The sequence below is a fragment of the Chryseobacterium sp. CS3K3.1 genome, assembly GCF_059515165.1.
Map to the genome: position 1 here is coordinate 58,439 of NZ_JCAKRV010000015.1, position 23,887 is coordinate 82,325.

The 23,887-nt window shown below is 38.4% G+C and carries 21 protein-coding genes; 12 read left to right on the forward strand and 9 right to left on the reverse strand.

Annotated features, from left to right (window positions below):
- Nucleotides 1–789 precede the first annotated feature (789 nt).
- Nucleotides 790–1,734, forward strand: a complete 945-nt coding sequence (locus AC5YGI_RS14920) for an aldo/keto reductase (protein ID WP_496168849.1) — start codon at nucleotides 790–792, stop codon at nucleotides 1,732–1,734.
- A 165-nt stretch (nucleotides 1,735–1,899) separates the two neighbouring features.
- On the opposite strand, the gene AC5YGI_RS14925 is transcribed toward AC5YGI_RS14920, so the two are convergent.
- The 3 genes from AC5YGI_RS14925 to AC5YGI_RS14935 form a co-directional block, all read right to left on the reverse strand.
- Complete coding sequence (locus AC5YGI_RS14925; protein ID WP_454510541.1) at nucleotides 1,900–3,747, reverse strand: chloride channel protein; 1,848 nt, start codon at nucleotides 3,745–3,747, stop codon at nucleotides 1,900–1,902.
- 123 nt (nucleotides 3,748–3,870) lie between these two features.
- Nucleotides 3,871–4,863 (reverse strand): SDR family oxidoreductase, encoded by a 993-nt coding sequence (locus AC5YGI_RS14930; protein ID WP_496168852.1) that lies wholly within the window; start codon nucleotides 4,861–4,863, stop codon nucleotides 3,871–3,873.
- Nucleotides 4,864–4,896: 33 nt separating this feature from the next.
- Nucleotides 4,897–6,168, reverse strand: a complete 1,272-nt coding sequence (locus tag AC5YGI_RS14935; protein ID WP_496168854.1) for an NAD(P)/FAD-dependent oxidoreductase — start codon at nucleotides 6,166–6,168, stop codon at nucleotides 4,897–4,899.
- 225 nt (nucleotides 6,169–6,393) lie between these two features.
- Here AC5YGI_RS14935 and AC5YGI_RS14940 point away from each other — a divergent pair, with 225 nt between their 5' ends.
- The gene (locus tag AC5YGI_RS14940) at nucleotides 6,394–7,383 is read left to right on the forward strand and encodes an aldo/keto reductase (RefSeq protein WP_496168855.1); all 990 of its coding nucleotides are present in this window, start codon (nucleotides 6,394–6,396) and stop codon (nucleotides 7,381–7,383) included.
- A gap of 64 nt (nucleotides 7,384–7,447) precedes the next feature.
- On the opposite strand, the gene AC5YGI_RS14945 is transcribed toward AC5YGI_RS14940, so the two are convergent.
- Nucleotides 7,448–8,251 (reverse strand): SDR family oxidoreductase, encoded by an 804-nt coding sequence (locus tag AC5YGI_RS14945; protein ID WP_496168857.1) that lies wholly within the window; start codon nucleotides 8,249–8,251, stop codon nucleotides 7,448–7,450.
- A gap of 21 nt (nucleotides 8,252–8,272) precedes the next feature.
- Complete coding sequence (locus AC5YGI_RS14950) at nucleotides 8,273–9,931, reverse strand: FAD-binding dehydrogenase (protein ID WP_496168859.1); 1,659 nt, start codon at nucleotides 9,929–9,931, stop codon at nucleotides 8,273–8,275.
- Between the two features lie 138 nt (nucleotides 9,932–10,069).
- On the opposite strand from AC5YGI_RS14950, the gene AC5YGI_RS14955 reads away from it, so the two are divergent.
- From AC5YGI_RS14955 to AC5YGI_RS14980, 6 genes are all read left to right on the forward strand, one after another.
- On the forward strand, nucleotides 10,070–10,498 hold the full coding sequence (locus AC5YGI_RS14955) for a rhodanese-like domain-containing protein (protein ID WP_496168861.1): 429 nt from the start codon (nucleotides 10,070–10,072) through the stop codon (nucleotides 10,496–10,498).
- A gap of 1 nt (nucleotide 10,499) precedes the next feature.
- Nucleotides 10,500–11,003, forward strand: a complete 504-nt coding sequence (locus tag AC5YGI_RS14960; protein WP_496168862.1) for a TlpA family protein disulfide reductase — start codon at nucleotides 10,500–10,502, stop codon at nucleotides 11,001–11,003.
- Nucleotides 11,004–11,365: 362 nt separating this feature from the next.
- Entirely contained in the window at nucleotides 11,366–11,761 is a 396-nt protein-coding gene (locus tag AC5YGI_RS14965; RefSeq protein WP_446105828.1) for a DoxX family protein, read from the forward strand.
- Between the two features lie 169 nt (nucleotides 11,762–11,930).
- Nucleotides 11,931–12,968: a sensor histidine kinase gene (locus tag AC5YGI_RS14970; RefSeq protein ID WP_496168865.1), complete on the forward strand. Its 1,038-nt coding sequence runs from the start codon at nucleotides 11,931–11,933 to the stop codon at nucleotides 12,966–12,968.
- Nucleotides 12,949–13,650: a LytR/AlgR family response regulator transcription factor gene (locus tag AC5YGI_RS14975; protein ID WP_496168867.1), complete on the forward strand. Its 702-nt coding sequence runs from the start codon at nucleotides 12,949–12,951 to the stop codon at nucleotides 13,648–13,650. Before AC5YGI_RS14970 ends, AC5YGI_RS14975 begins: the two co-directional genes overlap by 20 nt.
- A gap of 183 nt (nucleotides 13,651–13,833) precedes the next feature.
- On the forward strand, nucleotides 13,834–14,259 hold the full coding sequence (locus AC5YGI_RS14980; RefSeq protein WP_446105825.1) for a hypothetical protein: 426 nt from the start codon (nucleotides 13,834–13,836) through the stop codon (nucleotides 14,257–14,259).
- A 92-nt stretch (nucleotides 14,260–14,351) separates the two neighbouring features.
- Here the strand turns inward: AC5YGI_RS14980 and AC5YGI_RS14985 are convergent, their stop codons facing one another.
- The 4 genes from AC5YGI_RS14985 to AC5YGI_RS15000 all read right to left on the reverse strand — a co-directional run bounded on the left by AC5YGI_RS14985 (nucleotide 14,352) and on the right by AC5YGI_RS15000 (nucleotide 19,322).
- A complete protein-coding gene (locus AC5YGI_RS14985) occupies nucleotides 14,352–14,660 on the reverse strand; it encodes a DMT family transporter (protein WP_496168869.1) in 309 nt (102 codons plus the stop codon).
- A gap of 200 nt (nucleotides 14,661–14,860) precedes the next feature.
- Nucleotides 14,861–15,463 carry a DNA-3-methyladenine glycosylase gene (locus AC5YGI_RS14990; protein WP_496168871.1) on the reverse strand — a complete coding sequence of 201 codons (603 nt, stop codon included), beginning with the start codon at nucleotides 15,461–15,463 and terminating at the stop codon, nucleotides 14,861–14,863.
- 278 nt (nucleotides 15,464–15,741) lie between these two features.
- Nucleotides 15,742–17,913, reverse strand: a complete 2,172-nt coding sequence (locus AC5YGI_RS14995; RefSeq protein WP_496168872.1) for a S9 family peptidase — start codon at nucleotides 17,911–17,913, stop codon at nucleotides 15,742–15,744.
- 14 nt (nucleotides 17,914–17,927) lie between these two features.
- A complete protein-coding gene (locus tag AC5YGI_RS15000; RefSeq protein ID WP_496168873.1) occupies nucleotides 17,928–19,322 on the reverse strand; it encodes an aminopeptidase P family protein in 1,395 nt (464 codons plus the stop codon).
- 185 nt (nucleotides 19,323–19,507) lie between these two features.
- Here AC5YGI_RS15000 and AC5YGI_RS15005 point away from each other — a divergent pair, with 185 nt between their 5' ends.
- The 4 genes from AC5YGI_RS15005 (at nucleotide 19,508) to AC5YGI_RS15020 (ending at nucleotide 23,884) form a co-directional block, all read left to right on the forward strand.
- On the forward strand, nucleotides 19,508–20,392 hold the full coding sequence (locus AC5YGI_RS15005) for a helix-turn-helix domain-containing protein (protein ID WP_330746437.1): 885 nt from the start codon (nucleotides 19,508–19,510) through the stop codon (nucleotides 20,390–20,392).
- Between the two features lie 92 nt (nucleotides 20,393–20,484).
- Nucleotides 20,485–21,408: a dihydrodipicolinate synthase family protein gene (locus tag AC5YGI_RS15010; protein WP_330746438.1), complete on the forward strand. Its 924-nt coding sequence runs from the start codon at nucleotides 20,485–20,487 to the stop codon at nucleotides 21,406–21,408.
- Entirely contained in the window at nucleotides 21,405–22,889 is a 1,485-nt protein-coding gene (locus AC5YGI_RS15015; protein ID WP_330746439.1) for an aldehyde dehydrogenase (NADP(+)), read from the forward strand. The genes AC5YGI_RS15010 and AC5YGI_RS15015 overlap by 4 nt, the downstream gene beginning before the upstream one ends.
- Nucleotides 22,886–23,884: a 4-hydroxyproline epimerase gene (locus AC5YGI_RS15020; protein WP_496168874.1), complete on the forward strand. Its 999-nt coding sequence runs from the start codon at nucleotides 22,886–22,888 to the stop codon at nucleotides 23,882–23,884. Before AC5YGI_RS15015 ends, AC5YGI_RS15020 begins: the two co-directional genes overlap by 4 nt.
- Nucleotides 23,885–23,887 lie beyond the last annotated feature (3 nt).

Genomic DNA, 23,887 nt, shown 5'->3' on the forward strand with positions numbered 1-23,887 from the left:
CGTATTTTTAATTGATAGATAATAAAAACAGCTTTTACATGGCTGTTTTTATTTTTTTGACCTATTTTTATTGGAAAAGTGCACAGGCGCAAGAATATTTCGGCTTCATTCAATGAAAGATTTTCAGAAAAGAGATATAAAAATAAATAGTATTCAAATTTATCAGGGATAAAATCTTTGCGTCTTAAAGCAGTTAGCTTTTAAATTATTTGCGCCTTGGTCTACCTAATTATTTTAAAACGCAAAGGAACATAATTTCAACTGATATAAAGAAGGGAGCAAAGAATGATCAATAAAATTGATCTTCTCTAAGCGTATGCATATGCAGAAAGCTTATTCAACGACAAAGTCGCTCCTTTTGCTTCCTTAAAAATAATTATATTTTCTTATCAACTTTGCGTTTAACATTATAGAGTATATCTCTTGTTAGAAAGATGCAAGGACGTAAGGTTTTATTACCATATATATTTTTAAGAAGCAGGAACATTTCGGCTTCATTCAATGAAAGATTTTCAGAAAATGATATGTTAAAAGATTTTACATTTTTTTTGCGAAAGGCATAAAATAAGCAGCATTCAATTTTATCGGAGATAAAATTTTTGCGTCTTAAAAACAGTTAGCTTTTAATTTATTTGCGCCTTTGCGCTTTTCCAACACATTCAAGTAATCAAAAAAACTGAGGAAACATCAGCATTCCCATTTATAATACCTATTGTTGGAATGGTCATTTTGAATATTCTCCAGGCTTAATATTCCCTACCTTAGAGATCACTTAGTAAAATTATTTTTATGGAAAAAAGAAAAATCAAAAACACCGATTTAGCGATTGCCCCAATCAACTTCGGAGGAAATGTTTTTGGATGGACACTGGACGAGAAACAGTCTTTTGATATACTGGACCGCTTCACAGAAGCTGGATTCAATTTTATTGATACTGCAGATACCTATTCACGGTGGGTGAACGGAAAAGGCGGACAGTCTGAAGAGATCATCGGAAAATGGATGAAGAGCAGATCTAACCATAATGATATCGTTTTAGCTACGAAAGTAGGCTCAGAAACAAAGGAACATGGCTATGATATCAGCAAAAAACATATTTTACAGTCTGTAGATGAATCACTGCAAAGACTTCAGACGGATCATATTGATCTCTATTATACACACTTTGATGATAACATTACTCCTGTAGAAGAAACTCTTTCTGCTTATGATGAGATTATCAGGGCAGGGAAAGTACGTTATATTGCGGCTTCCAACTTATCACCGGAACGTTTGAAAGCATCATTTGAAGTTGCAGAAAAGAATAACCTGCCCAAATATGTCGCTCTACAGCCACATTACAATCTCATGGAAAGAGAAGGTTTTGAACAAAATTATGCTCCTCTGGCAGAGCAGTTTGACTTAAGTGTTTTTCCTTATTGGTCTTTGGCAGCTGGTTTCTTAACCGGTAAATACCGTGATGAAGCAGATCTTTCAAAAAGTGCAAGAGGTGAGGGCGTAAGAAAATATTTAAATCCTAAAGGACTGGAAGTATTAAAAGCGCTGGATCAGGTAAGTGCAAAGCATCATACAACACAGGGAACCGTTTCTCTGGCATGGCTGTTATCTAATCCTCTGATTACAGCACCCATTGTAAGTGCTACCAGTGCTTCCCAGCTTGAAACAATGTTCAATGTGCCAAAACTTATTTTGGATCAGGAGGATATTGAGCTGCTGAATAAGGCGAGCAACTAATTTTTTCAACTTTCATTACAGATTAAAAATGAAATCCGTTCATTGCTGAACGGATTTTTTATGAGTATACGATGATAACCACCCCGTCAAAAATTCTTTGAATTTTTGTCACCCTCCGTAGGAGGGAGAATTGAGGTCTTCGGTTGTTATATTCTGTTATTACTATTAATCGGAATATTCTTTCAGAAGCTGTCTATAGCTCATTAATATGGAAGATTTTGAGATAAAACCGATGAAATCATTATTCTCACTTACTACAGGTAAATTCCATACTCCCGTATCATCAAAGGTCTGGAGAATATCCAGGGGTTTATTTTCGCGGTGAAGAACAGCTGGTGGAGCTTTCATGATCTGGGCAACCGTCTGCGAAGTTTCCATTTCTTTGTTAAAAAGGTAAGGTCTTATATCATCTAACGTAAGAACTCCTCTCAGTTTTCTGTTTTCATCCACAACAGCGAAAATATTTTTATTACCATTCTTTACCATTTCAAACAATTCTGTAACAGAAGCATTTTCATTAATGGTCTGGGAATATTTGTCAATAAAATCTTCAGTTCTTAAGGCAAAGAGAAGGTTTTTATCATGCTTATTTGTGAAAATTTTTCCTTCATCAGCCAAGGATTTTAATTCCGGAGAAATCGGGGAGAACCATTTGGCAATGAGATAAGATATAATGGATACAATCATGAGAGGAATAAACAAATCATATCCGAAGCTGGATTCAGCGATCAGGAAAATTGCAGTAAGAGGAGCATACAAAACACCGCTCATTGCTCCTGCCATTCCTACCAAAACGAGATTGGTTACCGGAACATCTGTAAACCCTAAATGCTGGCATACCAAGGCAAACAGATAGCCCAGAGTTCCACCGGCAAAAAGCGAAGGGGCAAAGTTACCGCCGTTTCCGCCGCTAAAGATCGTAAATGAAGTAGCAAATGCCTTTAAAAGCAATACTAGTACAAGAAATATGATAATAGTCCAGTCTCCAATCTCAAAATACCTGAAAAAACTGTTTTCAATAATGGAGTAGGTATTTCCATTCGTAAAAGCTTTTACCGTTTCATAGCCTTCCCCAAACAACGGTGGAAAAAGAACGCATAACAGGGAAAGTACGGCGCCTCCAAACATGGCTTTACGCATTCTCGAAAGCTGCAGTCCTTTTATAAAATGTTCTACTTTTTGAGAAATAATCACAAAATAACGGGCATACAATCCCGTAACAATCCCTAAAATAAGATAGTACGGAACATTTTTATAGTTGAAGGGATCCCTGGTATAAAACCTGAAAAGAACATCTTCCTGAAGTAAAATTCTTGATAAAAGACTTCCGCAAACCGCAGCTACAACCAACGGAATGAAATCGGTGAAAACCACTCCGGTTAATAGAATTTCAAAGGCAAACATAATCCCTGCAATCGGGGCATTAAATGCTGAAGCGATCCCGGCAGTTGCTCCGGCAGCCAGTAACAACGTACGTTCTTTATAACTTAACCTGTAGGTTTGTGCATAGTTGGAACCGATAGCAGCTCCGGTAACGGCAATAGGGCTTTCCAATCCGGCAGAACCTCCCAATCCTACGGTAACAGCACTTTGTATCACCTGGGAATACATTTTAACAGAGGCCACAATACTGGAATTCTGTGCAATTTCGTATAAAATAGCCCCGATTCCTTTACGATCCTGACCTTTAAACAAGGTAAGAACAATCATCGTTGTCAGAACGATTCCTAGGAAAGGAAAAACAATATAGAATAAAATCTGATATTCAAAATGAACCTTATTGGTAATGAAATAATGGATATTGTGCACCAGTGTTTTCAGGATAACTCCCGCCAGACCCGCCGTGCAGCCTACCAGAATTCCGGAAAGAACAAGAAACTGATTTCTGCTCAGTCTGTTGTTCAGCCAATGCAGGATAAGCTCGTAACTGCGTGCTTTTTCCAGCCCGTACTTCTGGAAATCTCTTTTAAATTTAAGGAAACTGAGGTATTTTTTTTTGTTGTGAATTTTCACCGCCGAAATATTTTACACTATCATCAGATTGATAAAGTTTTGTAAATTTATGAAATATATCACAAAAAATATAGTAAAGAGCCTTTTTCAAACTATAGCGATGACTGTTTATTTCTATTAATCTTACCTTATTTCTTTCGTTTTTCCTGAAAAGATGAGCCCAACAGCCAATGCTCCAATGATTCCTGCGCCTGCCAAGATCAATGGTTTTGTAGAAACAGATAATAGTGTTTTCCCATCAATTCCCATATTTCCTGAGGAAGATTGGCGGACATTTCCACCTGTATTTTCTGCCTTACTGGCTTTCTTCATTATCATTCTCATTCCTGCAGAAGATACATAACGGATGATTCCCGGAAACATTTCATATAAATTTTTAAAAACAACAGCTGACCAGTCCGGATAAGAGGCTTCAGTTGGATTTTTAGCTGTTTTTACAATTGAAGCTGCCAGTTTACGAGGATCAAACGATGGAGGAGGCGTACTGAGCTTTATTCCCGAATAATTGGCTGCATGTTCTATTCCTGATGATTTCTGAAAACCGGGATAAAGCGCACAAATATGGATATCAGGAAAGTCTGAAACTTCACCCTGCAGGGTTTCTACCATTCCGCGAACGCCAAATTTCGAGGCCGTATAGGCTGTTCCATAAGGTGCAGGCATCCATCCGCCAATAGAGATATTATTTAGTAAGACTCCTTTTTTCTGCTTTTTAAAAACAGGAAGCACTGCATGTGCCGAATGCATATACCCCAAAAGGTTGGTTTTCACAATCTGATCGCTGATATCTACCGGAATTTCTTCAAACTTTCCAAATGCAAGCACTCCGGCATTATTGACCCAGTAATCGATTTTCCCGCTGAATTCCAAAGCTTCTCTGACAAGGTTCTGAACATCTTCTGCAACAGAAGTATCGGTGGGAACAGCAATCACTGTAGCACCCAGTTTTCTGCATAATTCTGCAGTTTCTGCCAGAGCTTCTTCTCCTCTTGCTGCCAATACCAGATCAGCTCCCTGTTCGGCAAAAGCTTCTGCCGTAGCCTTACCAACTCCGCTTGAAGCACCGGTGATGACGACTGTTTCTCCAAAAAACGGAGGTCTTCTTTGATTTTTCATAATATGATGGATTTAAGTGTTCTTATTTTTTTATCATGATCCGTTTCCTGTATTTCTTTTCGGAAAGAGAATAAGCCGGATGGATGGATTATTGGTGATGAATAGCCGGAACCAGTCCATGGCCAGCTGAAGTTTATTTTTAAACCCTACCAAAGGAATGATGTGGATGAAAAGCCAGGTGAGCCATGCTATAAAACCGTTAAAGGAATTTTTCGGAAGATCTACTACCGCATTGTATTTTGATATGATGGCCATACTTCCTTTATCGTTGTACCGGAATTGTTTCAGGACTTTTCCGTCTTCTATCCTTTTAAAATTGGAAGCGAGATTTTTAGCCTGCTGAATGGCAACCTGAGCCAGCTGAGGATGTCCTTTTGGATATTTTTCTTCTGTCAGCATCAGACATATGTCTCCCAATGCATAAATATTGGTAGTTCCGGTTACTTTATTATAGTCATCCACCAATATTCGTCTGCCTTTTCCGATGGTTTCCTCCGGTAATCCGGGGATTTCTTTTCCAATGACCCCGGAAGTCCAGATCAGGGTTTCTGTTTCAATAGAATTTCCGTCGCTCAGAATGACTTTACAGTCTGTATAATCTTTTACAGATACATTCAAAAGGATTTTTACACCTAATTCTTTCAGCTTCTCATAGGCCGTTTTCTGGGCCAGCTGGCTCATAGGCGAAAGTAAAGTAGGCAAAGCATCAATAAGATAAAGATTGGAAAGTCCCAGTTTGATTTCCGGATATTCTTTCTGGGCAATATATTTTCCCATTTCCGCAAGCATTCCTGCCAGTTCTACTCCTGTAGGTCCGCCTCCGGCAATCACGATATTCTGAAGTTTTTCGGCTTCTTTAATGTCTTTATTTCTAGCGGCTTCTTCCAGAGTCAGCAGAATATGATTCCTCAGATAGAGGGCTTCTTCTATATTTTTCATCGGAAGCGAACATCTCTTTACATTTTCCATTCCGAAAAAATTGGACTCTGTGCCCAATGCCAGCACCAGATAATCATAGCTGAGATTTCCCGTATCAGTTTCTATGGTCTTATTTTCAGGATTTACCCTGACCAGGCTGCCCATGTGAAATTTCACATTTTTATTGTTTGAAAACAATTTTCTGAAAGGATAACTGATATTGGAAGCTTCTATAAACGAAGTAGCTACCTGATAGATAAGTGGCGGGAAAAAATGATAATTGTTTTTATCGACCAGCGTTATTCTGAACCTTTTATCATTCTTAAGAGACTTGATAAGGTTAATACCCGCAAATCCTCCTCCTACGATTAGAATGTGCTTTTTCATAGTATGTGATTATTTCAAATGGTGTACTGAGATTCATTCAATAACAAGACCAAAGGAGCTGCGAAATAAATATTTAACATAATATTCAAAATACTGAAATTGTTATTGTTCTGGCAGCTGGTACGGATTTCAGTGTTTCATTACAATTTTCTTTTTAACATTTCTATGGAGGGCAGCATGATGTTTGTACTGTAAAAATCATCCAACACTTTAAATATTCAACATATGAAATCAGACATTTTAACAGAAAAGCACCGACTGGGAATAGGGGGTGTAGCAATAGGAACAGCTTTTGAAAATATTACAGATGAACAGGCTCAGGAAATTCTACAGACAGCCTGGGAAACCGGAATCCGGTATTATGATACGTCTCCATGGTACGGATTAACCAAAAGTGAAAGAAGATTTGGACATTTTCTTAAAGATAAAGACAGGGGTGATTTTATTTTCTCAACCAAAGTAGGAAGACTTTTTCAACAGGTCCCGGAATCTGAAGTTCCTCCAACGATGTGGAAAAAACCACTTAACTACGACTTCTTCCATGATTATACCGCCGACGCCGTAGAAAAATCTATTGAACACAGCCTGGAAAGAACCGGATTGAGTCATATTGATATTGTTTATATTCATGATCTGTCTGAAGATCAGGTAGGAGACCGTTATCCTTATTTTCTGAAACAGGCAAGAAACGGAGCTTTTAAAATTCTTTCTGAACTTCGCAGCCAGGGAGTTATAAAAGCATGGGGAATGGGTGTTAATAAAATAGAACCTATTTTAGACTGTATTGAATCTGCTGATCCGGATATCTGTCTTTCGGCCACGCAATATTCCATTCTGGAACATGAAGATGCTGTGGACCGTCTTCTACCTGCAGTCAAAAAAGCAGGGGTAAAACTGGTTTCGGGAGCTGGGTACAATTCAGGCTATATAGCAGGAAGAGAACGCTATAATTATAAAGATGTAATTCCGAAAGGAATGCATGAAAAGCGAGCCAGGATGACTTCCATTGCCGAAAAATACAATATAAGCCTTATTGATGCCGCGCTGCATTTTGTACTGGCCGCTGACGAATTCGCTTCCATTATTCCCGGTGCCAGCCAGCCTGAGCAGGTGAAAGATAATATGAATGCCTTGCAAACCAACGTTCCTTCTGAATTCTGGAAAGAATTGAAAAATGAAGGACTGATTTATGAAAAGGCGCAGGTCCCTGGGTAAATAAAGGTAACCATTATCGTTAATTAACTCAAAGACCCGATTCTTTCCTGAATCGGGCTTTTCTTTATACCACCTTTGCTTTACGGATTATTTTTACCAATAAGCCTGGAAAAAATCGTTTCAGATAAACAGCCATCACTTCCTTACCGCCTATCGCTTTCTGTCTTTTCTGTTTTTCAATGGTAGAAAGCATTTTTTTTGCGAAGATATCTACGGGCATGCCATTCTTCGTAGCATCATCCATCGTGCCTTGCGTCGAACCATCTCCGGTGACTGCATTAATAGAAATATCAGTCTGTATAAAACCCGGGCAGATCATCGTAATCTTAATATTCTGGCTGAATAATTCTGCCCGCAATGCATCAAAAAAACCGTGTAAAGCATGTTTTGCACCTGCGTATCCGCTTCTCATAGGAGCTCCAAAAATTCCCATAAGACTGGATACAACAGCAATCTGTCCTCCTTTATTTTCAATCATATAAGGTACAACTGCTTTAGTAAGTGCTACAGTTCCGATATAGTCAGTATCGATCAGCTGTTTGTCCACTTCAATATCTGTTTCCATGGCTAACGAACGTTGTGACAGTCCGGCATTATTAATCAGAATATCAATCTTTCCGAACTTCTCAGCTGCCTTCAATGCAATGGCTGGCATTTCTTTATAATTTTTAAGATCTAAAGGAATGACCGCATACCGATCTGTACTCAGGCCGGCATTTTCAGCCACGGAATGAAGCTGGCCTTCTTTTCTGGAAGAAAGAATAATTTTGGCATTACTCTTTCTGGTAAGCTCTTTTACCAAAGCTTCGCCAATGCCTGAGGATGCTCCTGTAATCCAGATGACTTTATGATCAAAATAGCTACTCATAATTAATACTTTTATTCAATTTTAAAGTCCGGCAATATATTGTCCGGCTTTCATTCCTGAAAAGATGCAGCCTCCTAAAAATGTTCCTTCCAAAGCTCTGTAACCGTGCATTCCGCCGCCTCCAAAGCCTGCAGCTTCTCCTGCAGCATACAGTCCTTCAATAATACTGTCATCATCTCTCAGCACCTGACCATTCAGATTGGTTTTTATTCCGCCCAAAGTTTTACGGGTTAAAATATTAAGACGTACCGCAATCAAAGGCCCGTTTTCAGGATCTAAAATTTTGTGAGGAGCCGCTACACGCCCGAGTTTATCTCCTAAGTAATTCCGGGTGTTCCTGATATAATTAATTTGAGTGTCTTTTGAAAATTTATTGTCTAATTCCCGGTCTCTTGCTTCAATCTGTGATTTTATCTTTTCATATTTCAACAGGTTATTTCCTGCCAGTTCATTCATTCTTTTAACCAGATCTTCCAGGTTATCTGATACAATAAAGTCTTTTCCGTGCTCTTTAAAAGCCTCTACCGGTCCGGGTGCTTTTTTACCAAAAATCCTTTTCAGAAAAAGAGCATAATCTTTATTGGTGATATCGGGATTCTGTTCCGAACCTGAAAGAGCAAATTCTTTTTTAATAATTTTCTGGGTAAGAATAAACCAGGAATAAGAAAATCCGGTTTCCTGGATATACTGTAAAGTCCCCAATGTATCAAAACCGGGAAGAAAAGGAGCGGGAAGACGTTTTCCTTTCGCATCAAACCATAATGATGAAGGCCCTGGCAATATGCGGATTCCGTGATTGGGCCAGATAGGATTCCAGTTTTGCAACCCTTCCGTATAGTGCCACATCCTGTCCGGATTGATGATATGAGCTCCAGCATTTTCTGCAATGCCTATCATTTTTCCATCCACATAAGCAGGAACACCACAGACCATATTTTCAGGTGATTTTCCCAATCTTTCCGGCCAGTTTTTTCTTACCAGGTCATGATTGGCACCAATTCCTCCTGAAGCGATGATGATATTAGGAGCTGTATATTCAAATGCAGAGATGATATTCCTATTCGTTGCAGCACCTCTTTCCTGGTTATCATTTTCCAGAATATCTCCTTTAAGGCCTTTCATTTTGCCGTTTTCCTCTATCAATTCAGTTACCCGATGTCTGAATTTCATCTGAAGCAGTCCTTTTTCCTGAGCTTTGTAAGCTTTTTCTACAAAGGGTTTTACCACGCCTGTGCCTGTTCCCCAACTTACATGAAAACGGGGTACGGAATTTCCATGGCCCGTTGCCGAACCATCGCCACGCTCTGCCCAGCCCACCATAAACATCAGCCTGATTCCCAGTTTGGAAATGTAATCATACTTTTCACCGGCAGCAAATTTCAGATAAGCTTCAGCCCACTGGCGGGGCCAGTAATCTTCCGGACGGTCAAAACCAGCGGTACCTTTCCAGTCCTGCAGTGCCAGCTCATAAGAATCTTTGATTCCCATTCTTCTTTGCTGGGGAGAATTAATCAGAAATAATCCTCCAAAGGACCAGAATGCCTGTCCACCGATATTCTGCTCTGTTTCCTGATCCAGAAGCAATACTTTTTTTCCGGCATTGGTAATTTCCATCGCCGCGGTAAGCCCTGCAAGTCCGGTTCCGATAATAATTGCATCGGGCTGGAATTTTTCTTCCATTGTTAAAAGTATTTGTTGTAGATAAATGTATAAAATTATTCGGAATCGGATTTAAAATTAAAAATTTAAATAAGCCTGCTTTGAGTAATCAGCCCTGAACTCTGAACTTTTCAACTTATCTTTGTGAAAAATAGAAGTATGAAGTATTTGTTTATCATTGCCTGCCTGGTTTTTTCCATATTCAGTCAGGCACAGCAAAAACAGGATCCATGGAAAGACAGCCAGCTGATGGACCCGGCGTTACTGGCTTCCAGAATTGAAAATCAAAAAACAAAAGATCTGGTCATCATTTCAGTAGGACCTGAAGCTATTGTGAAAGGTTCTGTAGACATCGGACCGACTCATGAACCTGAAAATCTGGAAAAACTGAGAAATTATCTTAAAGATATTCCTAAGAACAGAGAAATTGTGATTTATTGCGGCTGCTGTCCTTTTGTAAAATGTCCTAATATCCGTCCTGCATTTGCATTGTTAATGGAATTAGGCTTCAAAAATGCAAAGCTTTTAAATCTTCCGAAAAACATCAAAACAGATTGGCTGGATAAAAATTATCCTACAAATGATTAATATGAAAAACTCTTTAACAATATTATTTTTCATACTGTTTTCAGGGTATATTTCTGCCCAGAACACCATAGAAGTAGGGAAGAAAGCTCCTGAAATAACAATGACCAAGGCAGATGGAACTTCATTTTCTCTTTCAGCATTAAAAGGGAAACTGGTTCTGATCGACTTCTGGGCAACGTGGTGCGCACCCTGCGTAGAAGAACAACCTCAACTGAAAACAATGTATGACACTTATTCCGTGCAGGTTAAAAAAAATCAGTTTGAAATAGTGGGCGTTTCTTTAGACAAGAATAAGGAAAGCTGGCAGAAAGCAATCGACAGGTTTCAGATCAACTGGATACAGATCAGCGATTTAAAATTCTGGAAAAGCCCTGTAGCAAAGCTGTATGAAGTAGATGAGCTTCCCTTTAATGTTATTATTGACGGACAGGGAACGATTATAGCTAAAAACCTTCATGGCCAGGAACTGGAAAATTTTATTAAGAAAAATTTGATACAGAATTAAAACAAGTTATTTTTCCGGTGATAATATAAAAGAGTGGTAAGTTATTGTACCACTCTTTTTAGTTGAAAAAGATAGAAGCATTTGTGTCTTAGAATCGTTTTTATAACCAGGTAAAATATCTTATGAAGACCGATTACTGATTATGGGGAAATTCATTATTATGTCTTATCTGAATGTAAATATACTAAATTGTATTTATTAAATCACTTTATATTGAAATATTAAAAAGATTTAATATTGCATACAATAGATCTCAATAATAAAAATTGCCATTTGTGCTGAAACTAAAACTTTTATACCTTTTTCAAAGTTGTTGATATACAAAATGATAAGTGTATGTTTTCGCATACTAATTTTGTTTTATGAAAAAGAGTTTTTACCTTCGTTTGGCACTTTCAGTGATATTACTGATGCATAGTGTGATTTCTATTTTCAGTGGGGATGTGAATGATTTCGGACATGCGTATCTGGACAGATTGGGTTTCAGCCCTGCAGGAATTTATATAGCATGGGCCATAAAACTGACTCATCTTTTATCAGTGCCTTTACTGTGGATTGACCAATGTATCAAGCCTGTAGCTGTCTGTAATATTCTCATTTTTATTTCCGGGATTTATTATGTTCACTGGCAAAATGGTTGGTTTGTAGTAGGAGGCGGAACCAATGGAATTGAATTCAATGTCCTGCTGATCTTCTGCTTTTTCAATCTCTTGTATCCTGAAGTCTCTTTACATTTTATGAATAAAAATAAGAGTTAAGCTATTCAAGAATCTTTGCCACGTAAGATGATTCAGAAGAAACAGTTTGTAGATTTTGGGCTTCATTTGATAGACTTATATGTTTATATTTGGGTTAACAAATCGTACTTTGTACTTTTAAATCATCATAAGCTTGAAATCAGACAGTCAATCTAAATGGCGGATTCATTTGCTTTTTTGGATCTTGTATTATACGCTGGAAGTTTACCTTGACTTTTACTGGTCCAGGTATCAGTTTCCTGATTTCAAATGGCAGATAAGGCTCCAGAATGCCCTTATGCTGGAACTCTGTTATTTTCTGGTTAAAATTCCGTTAGCCTATGTATTGCTGTATATATACGATAGGGTTGATCTTAAATTAGTCATTAAATATATTCTCTATATTTTCACGGTAACAGCTGCTGTTTTTGGTCACCGGTTTGTAACGCATTTTATCATATATCCAGATATCTATGGTGTTATTGAAACACTGGACGGCAAGCAGGTTTCCGGATTTATCAATGGTTATGTGGCTTTCAATTCTTTTATGGATCTAATTTTTATGGCAGGTCTTATTTTCGGGGTTGAAATTACCCGGCAGAAGAATATACTCAAAGAACAGATATCTCAATTAAAGTCAGAAAAACTGGATCAGGAACTTACCATGCTGAAAGCACAGATCAATCCCCATTTTCTTTTCAATACCCTCAATAATATCTACGGAATGGCTCTTAAAAAAGCAGACGAAACTCCCAATGTTATTCTGCAGCTTTCCAAAGTAATGCGGTATAATATTTATGAAGCTGCAGAAAAAAACATTTCTATAGCCAAGGATATTGAAAATATTAAAGATTTTATACAGATTCAGAAGATCCGATACCATCAGCTGACTGTGAATTTTGCTGAAGATATTGATAATCCTTCACAGGAAATTTCCCCCCTGATATTGATACAGTTTGTAGAAAATGCTTTTAAACATGGCGTTTCCGAAAGCCTGGGAGAAGCATTTATTACCGTTGATATTCATTTAAAGAACGGAAAGCTTACTTACCTTGTAGAAAATTCCAGGCAGGAAAAATTTCATGAAAATTCCACAAAAATAGGCCTGAAAAATATCCGGAGACAACTTGAACTTCTTTATCCAAAACATACGCTTTCCGTGGAAGATAAGGGCAGCCGCTATACTATAACTTTAACCATTGATTTTCATGACACCATCAGCTCCTAAAAAATACAATTGCATTATCGTAGAAGACGAACCTATTGCAGCAGAAATTCTAGAAAATTTTATATTACGGGATCAGGAACTGAATCTGGTAGGAAAATGTGCAGATGCAGTATATGCCAGCAGTCTTTTAAGTATTCATGATGTAGATTTAATATTTCTTGATCTTCATCTTCCGGTTGTAAAAGGCTTTGATTTCCTAAGGAAAGTAAAAAATCCTCCTTTTGTCATTGTTACAACAGCTTATCATCAATATGCAGTAGAAGGCTATGAGCTTGATATCACGGATTATCTGATGAAACCCATTCCATATGACCGCTTTCTGACTGCTATTGATAAATTCAAGCATTTAATGGAAGCAGAAGATGCATTACTCGAAGTTTCTGAACGTGATTTTATATTCCTGAACAGTGGTAAAAAGAAGGTTAAAATTATTCTCCAGGATATTTTTTACATCGAAAGTTTAAGAGAATACATTAATATTCATACAAAAACGGAGACTCTCACTTTTAAAATGCCCATCAGCAAAATAGAAGAAGTTTTAAACCCCAAAATGTTTACCCGCATCCATAAGTCCTATATTATTTCCCGGTCAAAAATAGAGGTAAAATCTGCCAATATTATTCAGGTGAATGGAAAAAATCTGCCTGTGGGGAGAACTTATAAACCATTGATAGAGCTTTAGTCTTACTATTTTAATTTAATATCCTTATTATTTTATTTTTCATCCATTATTAAACCTGTATTTGCAATACAGACTTTTATCAAAAAGAAGTTGATAGATTGGAATTGCCCATTTATAGCTATTTTTTTCCGGTTCATATTCATTTGTACATCTTTGAAACTGTAAATAATAAATATTTGAATTATGAAAGTAATCGGAATTTCGAAACTAATGAGCAGATTCTTTTTAATGTTGGCTTTAGGAAGTATTTTCTTCAGCTGTAAAAACAGTGACAATGATGATCCGGCTCCCGGCTCACATGGCATTGAAGTAGCAACAGGAGTATTCAAAGGGACTATGAAAATCCAGGGGCAAGATTATTACAATGCAATAGTTAATGTTTCAAAGACAGGTGATTCCTATGTTAAAGTACAGCCTAAATCAGGTGAAGCGTATTCAGCAGCAACCTCTAAAACCTTCAATGTTACCAATTCTGCCGGAGTAAGTGTTTCGGGCAATGACAGCCAGGGTAGTTTTAACTACATGATTTCATCAAAATCACTTCAGATCAGCACTCAGAAAGCATCCGAAAATGAGGTAGCTTTTTATTTTGAAGGCGAAAAGCAATAATACAATAAAATGTGGTTGGTTTATTATTCGAATGTTGAATAATGTTTTGGCTTATGACTCATGATAGTCTTAAGCCAATTTTTTAAAATAATTTAAGGCCAACGATTCCTACGACAATCAGTAATGCTGATAATAATCTTAGAATACTTGCTGAATCCTGAAAAAAGAGAACTCCCACCAATAGTGGTTCCTACAGCACCAATTCCCGTCCATACTGCATAAGCAGTTCCGATAGGAATGCTTTTTTGAGCAAACCAGAGAAATCCACCGCTAACAGACATGCACAGAATTGAAAAAATAATCCAGCTCCACTTATTATTTTCCGGCTGTTGAGAAAGTTTAAGCCCTAAGGGCCATCCGATTTCAAAAATTCCTGCGATAATTAATGCAATCCAGTTCATACTATTTGTTTTAATGATATTTCGAATGAAAATCTATTAAAGAAAATTCATTGCTACTACAGTACAAAGCTACCATTATCCATTTATAATCAACACTATAAACTTTGTGACCCGACAAAAAACAGAGATAGAATGTACTTTAGAGAAGATGAAACGTTTTACATTTTCAATAGGATAGTATCATATGGAAGTGCATAATTCTACTTATTGGGCTTGCTTACATATTTATTTCCTTTCACAAAAAAGCGCCAGGGTAAAAGTGCATCCTCCTTTGCATAGGCAACACCTATCCGGGGACCTGCAATGATTTCAGCTGGAGGATATGAAATACCGTGATCTTCAATCCAGATTTCATGACCGGTAAGCTCTTTTTTGTTAAAAGACCGGTCAATACCTAATGCTTTGGCAGCTGATCCGGGACCTGCAGAAATAGCAGGTTTAGAGGCAGGCATATTTCTTCTATGCTCCATAATTTCTTTTCCTACCAAAGGTTCAACAGCTCTGATGAGTACTGCATGAGGCTCATCTTCCACGGATGTTACGATGTTGAAGAGATGATGAATTCCATAGCATAAATAAACATAAGAAACTCCGCCATGGCTGTAGAGCGTCTCAGTACGGTCTGTCCGTCTGCCGCCATAGGCATGCGAAGCTTTATCTTTCACGCCAAAATAAGCTTCTGTTTCTACAATGATTCCTGCTGTTCTTTCACCATTGAGATCTGTAAAAAGTACTTTTCCCAAAAGATCCCGGGCCAGAAAAAGAACGTCCTGATTGGAATAGTAGGAGAGAGGTAGTTTCATGAATGATGTTGGAAATTATTCATTCAAATGTAATGATAATCCTGTAAAAACAGAAGAATACTAAAGTGAAATTAAAAAGGTACCACAAAAAGTCAGATTTCATAAAACAGTGACTAATTTGGCACATCCATTGTTGTTTTCCAGGTACATCATTTCACACCACTATAAAAAATTATAGGTTTTGACACTTATTTTCCCTGGAGTAATCCGGGGAATTTTTTATTGGTCCAAGTATGTTGAAATAAAAAAAGTCCCACATCCATGTGAGACTTTCAATTTTATCTTGCTCCCGGAGGGCAGTGTTCTTTCAGGTATTTTGTAAACATGGTAGCCAGATGCAGCGATGTTCCTTCTCCTTCATTAATAGAATGGGTACGGTTAGGATAAGACATCAGCTGAAACTGTTTGTTATATTTTACCAGTTCATTAATATATACTTCCGTATTCTGGTAGTGTACATTATCATCTCCCGTTCCGTGAACCAGCAGAAGATTTCCTTTTAAGTTTTTAGCATAGGCCAACGGAGAACCGTTGACAAAATCTTCTCTGTTTTCCTGTGGGAGACCCATATAGCGTTCCTGGTAGATATTATCATAGAATAACTGATTGGCAACGGGTGCAATGGCAATTCCTGTCTGGTAAATATCAGGATATTGTCCTAAAAGGTTCAGGGTAGAAGAACCTCCGCCGCTCCAGCCCCACACGGCAACTCTTGAAGTATCGATATAAGGCCATTTTGCGAATAAGGCTTTAGCTCCCATTGCCTGATCGCGGATATTGAGCTGCCCAATTTTCCGGTAAATAGATTTTCTCCATTCCCGTCCTTTTGGAGAAGGAGTTCCGCGGTTTTCAAGGGACACATATAAATAGCCGTCTTCTGCCATATCACCTGTATATAAATAATTCCAGCCTGTGTAGAAATTATCGGTAACGGTTTGAGATCCCGGTTCTCCATACACTGTAAAAACAACAGGATATTTTTTATTGGGATCAAAATTTTTAGGTTTTACTACCCAGCCGTCCATTGTAACGCCATCCTGTGTTGTAATCTGGAAGAATTCTGCTTTAGATCTTGCCGGGTCGGCTTTTGCAGATCTTTTGGCAGCAACCAGTTCTTTATGATCGGGAAGCGATATCACAGATCCAATGGAAATGGCATTCACACTGTTATTGGTAAACATAGCGATTTTTCCATTGGGTGAAATCGTATATTGGTTAGAACCTTTAAAAGCTTCAGGCGTTACTTTTTGAGCTTTTCCGCCTTTCATACTTACTTTATACAGATATTTCTGAGTGGCGTTATCTGGAGAAGCCAAAAAGTAGATCAGTTTATTGGGAACATCAAAAAATTCAGGTTTGATAACATCGAAAGCATCTTTTGTGATCAATGTTTCTTTACCGCTCATATCTATTTTATAAATATGTCTCCATCCGTCTTTTTCAGACAGCCACAAAAATTCTTTCCCATTTTCAATCCAGTCCCAGCCGCTTGGATCATTATCATTCCATCGGGATTTTATATCAATCCATGCTGCATCTGTTTCTGTATGAATGGTCTTGCTGCTTCCGGAATCCGCATCAGCAACAATAATTTTACTTTGGTTCTGTTTTCTGTTCAGCTGCTGAAGAATGACCGATCTGGAATCCAGCACCCATTCCATTCTGGGAATATAGTTTTGTACTTCATCACCTGCTATATCAGCCTTTTTTGTCGATTGGGAAGCCAGATCATAAAACCAGATGCTGCATCCTGAAGGATTTTCTCCAACTTTCGGATATTCTACAGGAACGGTAAACGAATACAGACTGTCCGTATTATTGATCATCAGGAAATTCCTGGTACTTCGGGCATCCATTTTCCAGTAGGCAATTTTCCTGCCGTCCGGAGACCATCTGAAACCATCCTGCGTTCCGAATTCTTCTTCATATGCCCAGTCAAAAGTACCATTGATCATTCTGTCGGTACCATCATTCGTAATTTTACTGATCTGATTATCTGAAAGATCCTCAATATAGATATTATGCTTAGAAACATAGGCTACTTTTTTTCCGTCAGGTGAATATTTTGCAAACATTAACGATGAAGCCGGCAAACCTTTTCCAAGCTGGAGCAGTTTTTTGGTGTTTTTGTCGAAAATCCAGTAATCTCCACGGGTATTATCCCTCCATACTTTTTTGGTATCGGCAAATAGCAACAGGCTTTTTCCATCAGGAGATACCTGAAAACTCTGTACCTGCAGAGCATTGGAACTTCCGGCAGGAATCAGTTCACTACTGTTTAAGAGCGTCTGATCTTTTCCGGGATGCAATAGATCAACAATTTCAACCCCTTTTTTAGTAAATGAATAATAAGCGTTGCCATCGGGAGTCCATTGTGTCTTCTGTGCCGCCAATGGTGACAAACACAGAAAATACAATGCAATAGCTGTTAGTTTTTTTATGTTCTTCATAAATATAATTTGGATTAAGCCAGATGTTCAGCTCTGTAATTTTCAATGTCCTCAACAGTTTTGATCAATCCGTTACCTAAAAGTCTGTAACTGTCATCCGTAATCAGGAAATCATCTTCCACACGGATTCCACCGAAATTCCGGTATTCATTTACTTTATCATAATTAATAAAGTCTGCGTTTTTATTTTCGGCCTGCCACATGTCTATCAATTCCGGAATCATATAAATACCAGGCTCAACTGTCACTACAAAACCGGACTCCAAAGCTTTTCCTAAACGTAAAGATTTCAGTCCGAATGTTTTGGTATCTTTTGGTTCTTCTTCAGTATAGCCAATATATTGTTCTCCAAGGTCTTCCATATCATGTACGTCAAGTCCCATCATGTGTCCCAGTCCACACTGAAAAAACAACGTATGAGCATGATTCTTTACAGCATCTTCGGGATTTCCCTTCATCAGTCCAAGATCGACAAGTCCTTCTACCAGATGTTGTGCTGCTTTCAGGTGGATATCTTTAAACCGTACTCCCGGTTTTAAAAGCTTCTGGGCCTGATTAAAAGCATTCAGAACCACTTCGTACATTTCCTTCTGCTTTGTTGTAAATGTTTTACCTACAGGAAAGGTTCTGGTAAGATCTCCTGCATATCCCATTGAAGTTTCTGCTCCGGAATCGTTCAGGAAAAGGTCTCCCTCTTTCATGGTATTAAGACGAAAATGATTATGCAGAATACCTCCGTTGATCGTCACAATGGGAGGATAAGACATCTGGCATTCTTGGTTGGCGGCAAGATATTGGATCGCATTGGCAATTTCATATTCTTTCATTCCGGGTTTCGCAAGACGCATGGCCAGCAAATGCATTTCATTGGATACATTTACAGCCTGTTCGATCTGTACAATTTCCTGAGCTTCTTTAACAGAACGTTGTTTGACAATCGCTTTGATCATTTCGACAGAAGGCTGCAAATCCTTAATTTTAATTCCAAGAAGGTCTCCCAGCAAAATTTTATTGGAAGACTGATAGGGAGGAAGGTAGTGCACTTTTCTACCGGAAGCCTGGGCTTTTACAATATATTGGGCAAGTTCTGCGTAAGGTAACGTTTCCTGAACACAGGACTTCAGGCTTTTTTCCTTAAGGGTTTCCTGCCTTCCCATCCATACAATTTCATCTATACTTAGCTCATCACCGAAAATGATGGTTTTATTTTCATCAATATCGATAATAGCTGCAATGCGGGGTTCCTGAATCCCGAAATAATATAAATAGGTACTGTCCTGGCGGAAATAATAAGGGTTGTGCTCAAAGTTTACAGGATTCTCTATATTTCCCAGAAATAATAAGATTCCATTGGATACATTTTTCTGTAATATTGCTCTTCTGTCTTGATAAGTTTGTGCTGAAAACATATTATGAATAGTTTTTATTTTAAAACTTTAAAGTTACGATTTTGTAGTATTTATAGTACTTTATTCATTAAAAATAAGAATATGTAAAATTTGGATTTTAATATGATATTTAATGTTCATATTTTGCTTACCTTCAGCAATATTTTAACCTTGCTAATCTAATAACCCGGTAAAGCATTCATAGTATGATGAAGAGTCTCCAGTTTTCTGTTCCTGCCGATACCAACAAAAGTATACGTATTCAGGAAGATATAATGCCTAATTTCTATCCTTATTTCCACCGCCACACCGAAACCCAGATCATGTGGATCCTTAAAGGACATGGAACACTGGCCATAGAACAGAAGCTCTTTAATTTTGAGGCGGGTGATATTTTCTATCTCGGAGCAAATCAATCCCATGTTTTCAGAGGTAATTTTGAAAAAAATGAAAAACAGAAGGTTCATTCCATCTCTATTTTTTTTGATCCTCATAAAAAGATCGCTGCATTTTTCGACTTACCGGAATTTGAGGAACTTAAAAACTTTATCAGTCATTCAGATGTAGGTTTCCAGGTGGCTTCAAGGCTGACAAAAAGTATCGGAGAAAATATTGCGGCTTTACAAAAAACAAAAGGTGTAGATCAGATCATAGATTTTATAAGAATTTTAAACCATCTTATGCAAAACAGGCATTTGCATATTCCCTTATCTCCGGAAAAGAAACTGCCTGATCATATTTCAGATACAGACAAAAGAATTATTGATGCCCAGACTTTTATCAAGAAAAATTTCACCCAACATAAGCTTACCCTTGATCTGATTGCCAAAGAAGCCTGTATGACGCCTCAGGCTTTTTGCCGTTCTTTTAAAAAACGTACCCGCATCACTTATATTGAATATCTTAATGAGCTTCGGGTACAGCGGGCCTGCAGACTATTGACTGCCAGCAATATGTACAGTATTTCTTCTGTTGCCTTCAACAGTGGGTTCAATAGCCTTACCAATTTTAACCGGGTCTTCAAATCCATCATGAAATATTCTCCTAAAGAATACCTGAAACATTACAAAGAGGCTACCATACAGCAATAAAAAACAACATGTTAAAATACGGTTAGAATACATTAAAATATTAACATTTACCGTTTTAAAATTCACCTAGTTTTGAATAAATATTATTTGATATGAGTACAAAACTAAACTGGGAAGGTATTTTTCCTGCTGTATTAACGCCTTTTACAAAAGAGGGTGAGATAGACTTTGAAATGTTTGCTGTCAATACAGAAGCCCAGATTAAAGCAGGAGTTCATGGAATTATCCTTGCAGGAACATTAGGGGAAGCCAGTGCGTTGGAAACGGAAGAAAAATTTGAACTGCTGAAATACGCAAAAAAAATAACGCAGGGCAGAATTCCTGTCATTCTTAATCTTTCTGAAAATACCACCAAAAATGCTGTCAACTTCGCTAAGAAAGCAAAAGAATTGGGTGCAGACGGCCTGATGCTTCTTCCTCCAATGCGTTACAAAGCTGATAACCGTGAAGTGGTTGAGTATTTCAAGGCAGTGGCTTCCGCTACGGATCTTCCGATCCTTATCTATAATAATCCTGTAGATTACGGAATTTATGTCACCCTTGACATGTTTGAGGAGCTTATTGAATATCCAGCCATTCAGGCTGTCAAAGAATCAACAAGAGATCTGGCGAATGTAACCAGAATGATTAACCGTTTTGGGAAAAGAATCAAAATTCTTGGAGGTGTAGATACGATTTGCCTGGAAACCCTGATGCTTGGAGCTGACGGCCTTGTGGCAGGTCTTGTAGATGCCTTTCCTAATGAAACCATGGCCATGTACAACTATGTTAAAACAGGCGAATACGACAAAGCGGTTGCCATCTACAGATGGTTTATGCCATTGCTTGAACTTGACATTCACCCTAAACTTATCCAGTATATCAAGCTTGCTGCATCAGCAGAAGGGATAAGCAATCCTTATGTGAGAGCTCCACGTCTTGAACTTCATGGAGAGGAAGCTCAAAGAATTCAAAAAATTATTGAAGAAGGAAGAGCGAATCGTCCCGTATTATTAATTCCAGAAATACAGCTATGATGGAAGAAACATCAACTCAAAATATAGACAAAAGAGTGCAGATGGCGGTTGAAGCCTTCCGGTTTCTGAAAAACACCACCATCAATGATCGGGCTGAATTTATGAATGCTGTAGCGGATCAGCTTGAAGCCTTGGGAGAAGAACTTTTAACAGTTACTCATACCGAAACGGCATTGCCATTAGCCAGACTTACCGGAGAAAAGGCAAGAACAGCAGGACAATGGAGAAGCTACGCAAAAGCTGTTGCTGACGGAATCTATACAGAAGCCCGAATTGATCTTGCCCAGCCTGAAAAACAAAAAGGAGATCTTAGGAAATACAATGTAGGCATCGGACCTGTTGTTATTTTCGGAGCCAGTAATTTTCCTTTTGCATTTTCTACTGCAGGAGGCGATACTGCCAGTGCAATCGGGGCAGGCTGTCCTGTTATTATAAAAGCGCATCCGGCACATCCACAGACTTCACAGATAATGGCGGATGCGATAAGCGCTGTTGTTAAAGCTTTCGGATGGCCTGAAGGAATTTTCAGCCATATTACCGGATCATCTTATGAGATTGGTACCTATCTGACTCAGCATCCGGACATCCGGGCTATTGCGTTTACGGGTTCATTTAATGGCGGAAAAGCATTGTTTGATATTGCCAGCCGTCGTGAAAATCCTATTCCTGTATTTGCAGAAATGGGAAGTATCAATCCGGTATTTGCCTTTCAAAACCTGCTTGAAACCAAAGCTGAAGCATTGGCAAAGGAATATATCGGTTCTTTAACGCTGGGTGTAGGACAATTTTGTACCAATCCGGGAGTGTTTATAGCATTGAAAGGAGAGTCGTTTAACCGTTTCATCAATACATTAAAAGAAGAAATTCAAAAAGTGGCTCCCGCTAAAATGCTTCACAAAGGAATATTAGATAATTTCGAAAAAAACAAAAGCATTGCATTAAAACAGCCTGATGTTGAAATCATTGCATCAGCAGAAACAGAAAATTCTTCTGGCAACGCAACCGTGATAAAAACCAGTGCCGGAAATTTCGTGAATAATCCGGTATTAAGTGAAGAAGTCTTTGGCCCATTTGGTATTGTTGTGGAGTGTGAAACAGATGAAGAACTCATTGAAATTGCCCAACAGCTAAAAGGGCAATTAACCATCACCATCGCAGCGACCCGTGAAGATGTTCGCGATAACAGTACATTGATTACTATTTTGAAAGATAAATGCGGAAGATTATTATTCAATGGAATGCCTACAGGAGTAGAAGTGGTCTATGGCATGCAGCATGGAGGTCCGTTTCCTTCTACTACCGATTCCCGTTTTACCTCCGTTGGGCCGGATGCTGTGAAACGATTTGTCCGTCCGATTTGCTTTCAGAACTGGCCGGATGAATTCTTACCGGATGAGTTGAAGAATGCAAATCCATTGCAGATCAGCAGAATGGTGGATGGAACAGTGAATTCAGGATCATTAAAATTACAGACCACATGAACAGAACATTTTTTTGTATAGATTCTCACACCTGTGGATGCCCTGTACGTCTTGTGGCAGGAGGTGCCCCTGTTTTAAAAGGAAATTCCATGATGGAGCGCCGGCTGCACTTTATGGAAGAATACGACTGGATCAGAAAGGGATTAATGTTTGAGCCCCGTGGCCATGATATGATGAGCGGAAGTATGCTGTATCCTCCTGTAGATGAAAATAACGATATCGGAGTTTTATATATTGAAACCAGCGGATGTCTTCCCATGTGCGGGCACGGAACCATCGGAACGGTTACCATTGCCATTGAGGAAGGACTTGTCGTACCTACAATTCCGGGAAAATTACGTCTTGAAACCCCTGCAGGACTTATCCTCATCGATTATGTACAGGAAGGGAAAAAAGTAAAGTCTGTAAAGCTGACGAATGTAAAGTCTTTCCTGTATGCTGAAAACCTGGAAGTGGAATGTCCGGATCTGGGATTAATAAGAGCCGATGTTGCTTATGGCGGAAATTTTTATGCGATTATAGATCCTCAGGAAAATTTCAGTGATATTTCTGATTTTACGGCCAGCCAGCTCATTCATTATGGAAAAATTATCAGAAAATTACTCAATGAAAAATATGAATTCATTCATCCTGAAATTGAACACATTAAAGGATTAAGCCATATTCAGTGGACGGGAAAACCCACAGATCCCGAAGCCAGTGGAAGAAATGCAGTTTTGGTGGGTGAAAATGCTTTAGACCGTTCGCCGTGCGGTACGGGAACTTCGGCAAGAATGGCCCAATGGTATGCTAAGGGAAAACTGAAGGAAGGGGAAGAATTCATTCATGAAAGCTATATCGGTTCCCGGTTTATCGGGAGAATTGAAGAAACCACAACTATTGATGGAAAAGCAGCCATTATTCCGTCAGTAGAAGGCTGGGCAAGAATTACCGGATACAATCATATAATTATTGATGATGAAGATCCTTATTGGCAGGGTTTTCAGGTAATGTAACAG